This window comes from Halolamina salina (genome assembly GCF_042678005.1).
GTDB classification, from domain to species: Archaea; Halobacteriota; Halobacteria; order Halobacteriales; family Haloferacaceae; genus Halolamina; species Halolamina salina.
Map to the genome: position 1 here is coordinate 9,544 of NZ_JBHUDH010000060.1, position 4,696 is coordinate 14,239.

Below are 4,696 nucleotides of genomic sequence, written 5' to 3' on the forward strand. Positions count from 1 at the left end.
CACGAACAGCACGCCGAGCGAGAACCCGCCGATACTGAACGCCTCAAGGCCGTAGGCGCTGAACAGGTCACTGAATCCGGGGTCGGAGTTAACCTGCATGTCGATCGAGGACTCGCCGTCGTGCTCGTCGCCGAGCTCAAGGACCAGCGCGTCCGTCGAGCCGCTGGTATCGTGTTTCAGCGCCGAGGTGCTGCTATCGAGGTCGTCGGGCAGCGAACTCGCGTAGGCCTTGACCGCCGCGTCGTCGCCGAGTTGGGCGAGCGTATCGTCGGACCAGGTGGCGCTATCGAGCGAGCCGAAGTTATCGTCGAAGTGGCTCGCAACCGAGTCGTTTGCCATGTAGGCGTAGACCGTCGTGTTCGAGCCGTCGATGTCCCGCGACGTATCGAGCGAGGTCGCCTGCTCGCCCGTGAACGGGATGTTGATACCGGCGACCGTCTTCGGATCTTTGTCCGTGTGGCTCAGGCCGTAGGCTTCGTTCTCGACCTGGTGGTCGCCGATGTACATCACGCTGCGCTCCATCGTGTTATCCAGCGTGACGTCCATCGTGGTCAGATTCGCGTTCTCGCCCTCCCAGTCGCTCTGGTTGGCGATCGTGACCTTGACCGACTTGTTTTCACCAGCCTCCATCGGGACGGTTTCTAAGTCGTCGCCCGAGAGGTTGAAGCCGTACTCGTCAGCGGTCGCGTTCCGCTCGTAGAACGCATCCGAAGAGTTGTCAAACTCCGCGTGAACCTGCGCATCCGAGGCGTTATCGCCCGTATCGGGGTCCCAGACGACGAGTGCGCCGTCCTGTGCATCCGTGTTCGTGTAGTTGATCTTCTGTGTCGTGTTTTCCGAGGCGTTGAAGTCGACCCACGTATCGGTGTCTTGGAGGTCCGAATCGGAGTCGACGGTCGGTTCGGCAGCGGCACTGGAGCCAGCGAACGCGCCGATGCCCGCGAGGGCGACCAGCGCGACCATAAGCAGCGTCGTGACTGTGTTGCGATTAAATTTCATTAGCGGAATTTGATGTCAGAGAACGGTTGGTTAGCGTACGATTCGGGTCCTCCCGGGTAGGGGTATCGGGTGGTGGGACTGGAGGTGAGGACGGTGGTGGTACCACTGGCGGCGGGGGAATCCCTCCGACCGTCCACCGGATTGTGTGCTCTCTCATCGGAGTTTCCTATGCATAGCCAAGTGCCGAGAGTCGTTCGTCGACGTCGATCTCCGCAGTGTCAGTCTCGTCGGCCCGGGCCTGATAGGCCGGCTCGTAGCCGCCCGCATCGGTTGCCGTCGTCTCGATCCACGGGACGCGTTTGACCGCGGGGGCGGGGACGTACTTCGGGTGGCCGTAGACGCCCCACTCGCCGAGGCCGTTGGCGTGGTCCGACGAAATGACGACGTTCTCGGCGTCGAGATTGCGGAGGAGCAACTGAACGTCCTCGAGCACAAATTCGAGATTGCGGCGGTAGCCGTTCCAGAGTTGTTCTTCGGTGAGTTCACCGTCACGAAGCCGGTTCCAGACGGATTTGTGAACGCCAGCGCCGTCGCCGATTTCTGATTTCTCGAACCCGTGCGACCACTCCTCGTGGACGAACGGGCCGTGTGGTTGCAGGTACCAGACGATCATCTGGTCAGCCTGGCGATCGTCACGCCGCCAGTAGTCGACCGCCGCATCCGTCACGGGCCGCGGGAGGACCGTGCCGTCGTCTTCCGACCAACTGTGCGTCCAGACTTCGTCGAGATGCGGCCAGCCAGCTTCGTGAACCCAATCGTGTCTCGTGAACGCGTTGGCCGCGACCATGGCCGTGTTCTCGATCTCGGCCTGATACTCGTCGGTGAGGTGACGCTCGAGGAACTCCTCGGACATGCTCGCCGAGCTGTAGACCGACGGCACATCGTCAGGCAGGAACGCCCACTCGTCGGCGACCGATTGCATGAGATCGTGGCGGCAGGCGTCGAGTAAGACGAGCACGTCCCAATCGCCACGCTCCCAAAACGACTCGCCGTAGTTGATCCGTTGCCCGACGCGGCGGCCGACGCCGACGCCGAACTCTTGGGCGGCAAGCCGCCCACCACGTCGAAGGCCTTGCTCAGAAACTAACTCGCATGATTCGTTGATCCAATCTGTGAAACTCATTGGTCGATCCTCCGGAAGAGTTGCTCGCCGCAATCGGGACACCGAATCGTTCGCTCTCCTTTGTGCGTCCCCGGGACGCCGGCCTTGTTACAGCGGTTGCACTCCGGGACGACCGTCGCTTGGCCGCCGTCGGTTCGCGGAGCGTCGGTCTCAAGGCGTTCGAGGATCGCTTCGGTGTCGCGTTTGAGCGGCGAGCGTTCCGATCGCTGACTCTGTGTTTGTCCGAACGCTTGCTCGCCAGGCATGAGTCCGACGTAGTCGAACGCGCCGTAGACCGCGAGTGCGCCGGTCCCGGCGACGAGAAAGGCCATGAGCGAGCCGAACACATCCTGTAACAGCGGCGTCGTCGAGTAGGCGGCCGTCATGGCCGACCACATGGTAATCATCCGCGAGAGGATGCCCGACCGCTGGAACAGGCGTTTCGCCGCGCCGAGTCGGACTTGCCACCGGCCGAGGTTGCCGACCGGCTCGAGTTGCGGGAGGACGCCGTCTCGGGAGATCTTCATTGCTCGACCCTCCGATAGACCGCGGTGAGTTCACCGCCGTAGCAGCGGGCCGCGGCCCACGCCGGCCAGCGGCGAGCAGCCGCTTGGAACAGCGGCGTGAGTGGCGCGAGTGGGCCGCCGAGCCACGTCCGAACGTTGCGGTCGACCAACTCGAAGGGAACTTCGGGGTCCCACGGGCGGCGATCGGGCGCGGAGTACTGTTCGGGCGTTTCGTAGGTCCACTTCGTTTCGTGATCGTTGTCCATTCGAGCGTTGACCCCCAGCGGGACGGTGATTTCGAGGGTGCCGCCTGATCGGAGTACCCGCGCACACTCCTCGAAAAAGGCCGTCGGATCGGCCAGGTGTTCGAGGCCGTGGCGGGCTTCGATGTATGTCACACTGTCATCCTCGAAGGGGGTCCACGGGTAGTCGGTCAAGTCGAGTACGAGGTCGGGGTCCACGTCGGGATTGGCATCGACGTTGATCGCCTCCTCTCGGTAGTCCTCGCCACAAAAGAGGTGTAACCGGTCGCGGGCGTGTGCGTTACTCATCGGTCCCTCCGTCAGTGACGGCCAGTTGTGCGTCGTCGGTCGTCTCGAGTGGCCGGTCGTAGGACACGTCGATGGCGCTGCGTTCGCGGGCCTCCATGACGATGCGTTGCATCTCTCGGGCGAAGCGCTCACGTCCGAAGTTGTCGGCCGCGAACGTCTCGAGTTGGGTTGGCGACCATGCCGCGCCCTCGCGCTCGAAGCGGTGAATCGCTCCGTCGAGGTCACCGGGGTCGCGTCCGAAGGTGTAGCCGTTCTGGCCTGCGAGGATTTGGTGTTGCGTGAAGCCCTCGTTGACGCCAAGGACGGGTGTCCCGCTTGCGAACGCTTCGATGGGACACAGCCCGAAATCCTCGTTTTCGGCGGCGAAAATAAAGGCCCGACACTCCGCGAGTCGGCGGGGTTTCTCGGCTTCGCTGAGGTAGCCGACGAATTGAACACTGTCGTCGGCGATCGACTCGAGACGGTCGCGGTCGGGACCGGAGCCGCCGACCACGAGCTGATAACTGTCGTCAAGCCGCGTGAACGCCCGCACGATCTGGTCGATTCGCTTCGAGGGGTAGAGTCGGGAGAACGTGAAGTAATAGGTCGGTTCTGCCGTGGCGTGCTCTTGTCCGTAGCTTTCAGTATCGACCGGCGGGTAGACGACTTCGAGTTTGTCCTCGGGGACGCCCCAGTATTTCCGGCAGCGCCTGGCGATCACCTCACTATTGGCGACGAAGACGTCCGGGTGTGTAAGCGTCTCTTGATAGAGTTGGCGGGCGGCTTCGGCGTAGGCGCGCGTGAGTGCTCCGGGGTCACCGTTGGCCCACCGATCGTAGGGAGTGCGTTGTGGAGAGTGGACGTATTTGATGATCGTTTGGTCGTCCTGCGGGACGTACCAGCCAGGATTGTTGCCCGACTGGATAATCGCGTCGTAGTCATGGAGGTCGGAAGCATGTCGCCAGGCCTGAAAGTAGGTCAGATCGCGAGCGAACACCGATCGCTCCATGACCGACGCCCACGCGCCGTCGCAGATCGGTTCCGGATCGAGATCGTCGGCCGTCGCATCCTCGCGGACCAGGCCGGCGTAGATATCGGCGTCGAACGTGCGAGCGAGTGTATCAGCGACGTGTTCGCCGCCGCCGCGTTCGAGGTAGTGTTCGTGTGCGACTGCAATTTCGGTCATTGGGTTTGGGCCTCCGGGTGTGGTGTCTCAGTCGGTGTCTCGAGTGTCGTCGTGCCGCCGGTCAGATAGCCGACGCCGACCGCGGCCGTGACTGCGAGGAGCCAGGCCGTCTCGACGAGTGGCCGTGGCGAGCGGTCCGTGACCGTTTGGGTGAGTCGTTCTGGAACCCACGTACCGAGCAGTCGTCCGAGGTAGTCGGCTTCCGTGTCGGTCGCGTCGGGGAGCAGGTCAGCGAGCAGGCGTTTCGAGCGCCCTTGGAGGAACGACCGTTCGAGGATCGTTCGGCGTTCGAGCTGGTAGTCGTCGACGTGGTGGGTGACGACCGCGTCGGGGTTGTAGTGGACGCCCTGGCCGAAGCGTTCGCGCAGGCGGG

5 protein-coding genes and 1 pseudogene are annotated in these 4,696 nt (G+C 63.3%); all 6 read right to left on the minus strand.

The genetic code is table 11. The features are described 5' to 3' along the window. Nucleotides 1–963, minus strand: a 963-nt coding sequence (locus tag ACFR9S_RS16215; RefSeq protein ID WP_459077191.1) for a hypothetical protein, incomplete at its 3' end; no start/stop codon positions are given. A gap of 202 nt (nt 964–1,165) precedes the next feature. Next, nucleotides 1,166–2,122 (minus strand): hypothetical protein, encoded by a 957-nt coding sequence (locus tag ACFR9S_RS06965; protein ID WP_049991468.1) that lies wholly within the window; start codon nt 2,120–2,122, stop codon nt 1,166–1,168. Then, nucleotides 2,119–2,628 carry a hypothetical protein gene (locus ACFR9S_RS06970; RefSeq protein WP_049991469.1) on the minus strand — a complete coding sequence of 170 codons (510 nt, stop codon included), beginning with the start codon at nt 2,626–2,628 and terminating at the stop codon, nt 2,119–2,121. Before ACFR9S_RS06970 ends, ACFR9S_RS06965 begins: the two co-directional genes overlap by 4 nt. Then, nucleotides 2,625–3,158 (minus strand): class I SAM-dependent methyltransferase, encoded by a 534-nt coding sequence (locus ACFR9S_RS06975; RefSeq protein WP_049991470.1) that lies wholly within the window; start codon nt 3,156–3,158, stop codon nt 2,625–2,627. Before ACFR9S_RS06975 ends, ACFR9S_RS06970 begins: the two co-directional genes overlap by 4 nt. Beyond that, on the minus strand, nt 3,151–4,323 hold the full coding sequence (locus tag ACFR9S_RS06980; RefSeq protein ID WP_379818330.1) for a glycosyltransferase: 1,173 nt from the start codon (nt 4,321–4,323) through the stop codon (nt 3,151–3,153). Before ACFR9S_RS06980 ends, ACFR9S_RS06975 begins: the two co-directional genes overlap by 8 nt. Continuing rightward, a pseudogene (locus tag ACFR9S_RS06985) lies at nt 4,320–4,696 on the minus strand (hypothetical protein); the annotation flags it as partial. The gene ACFR9S_RS06980 and the pseudogene ACFR9S_RS06985, both read right to left, overlap by 4 nt.